The sequence below is a fragment of the Micrococcus sp. KRD128 genome (genome assembly GCF_017168395.1).
Classification (GTDB): Bacteria; Actinomycetota; Actinomycetes; order Actinomycetales; family Micrococcaceae; genus Micrococcus; species Micrococcus luteus.
Genome location: NZ_JABFAX010000025.1, coordinates 1 through 418 on the forward strand (window position 1 = coordinate 1; position 418 = coordinate 418).

Sequence of the window (418 nt, forward strand, 5' to 3'; positions counted from 1 at the left end):
GATCGCGGCAGCCCCGAGCTGCCGTCGGCACCGGACGATGCGCATGATGCGCTCGCCGATGCTCGGCACAATCTGGCGAAGTTCCAGGCGATCGAAGAGTTCTCGTATCGCGGGTGAACACCCGTTGTCCTGCGGCGACTGCGGTACGAATATCCTGTACCGGTGAACTGGACTGTCGACGTACCCATCGATCGCTTGCCCGACCTGCCGCCGTTGTCGCCGACGCTGCGCACTCGATTGGACGATGCGTTGGCCAAGCCAGCTGCGCAGCAACCGCAGTGGGACCCCGACCACGCAGCCGATATGCGCAAGGTGCTCGAGAGTGTGCCGCCCATCACCGTCGCCGGTGAAGTGGAGGCGTTGTCGGACAAGCTCGCCGCCGTCGCCCGCGGTGAGGCCTTCCTTCTCCAGGGTGGAG

General features: G+C 65.6%; 1 protein-coding gene. It reads left to right on the forward strand.

Annotation, left to right across the window (positions count from 1 at the left end; translation table 11 throughout):
- Positions 1–162 precede the first annotated feature (162 nt).
- On the forward strand, positions 163–418 hold a 256-nt coding region (locus J1M44_RS11080), incomplete at its 3' end, for a 3-deoxy-7-phosphoheptulonate synthase (RefSeq protein WP_206481088.1).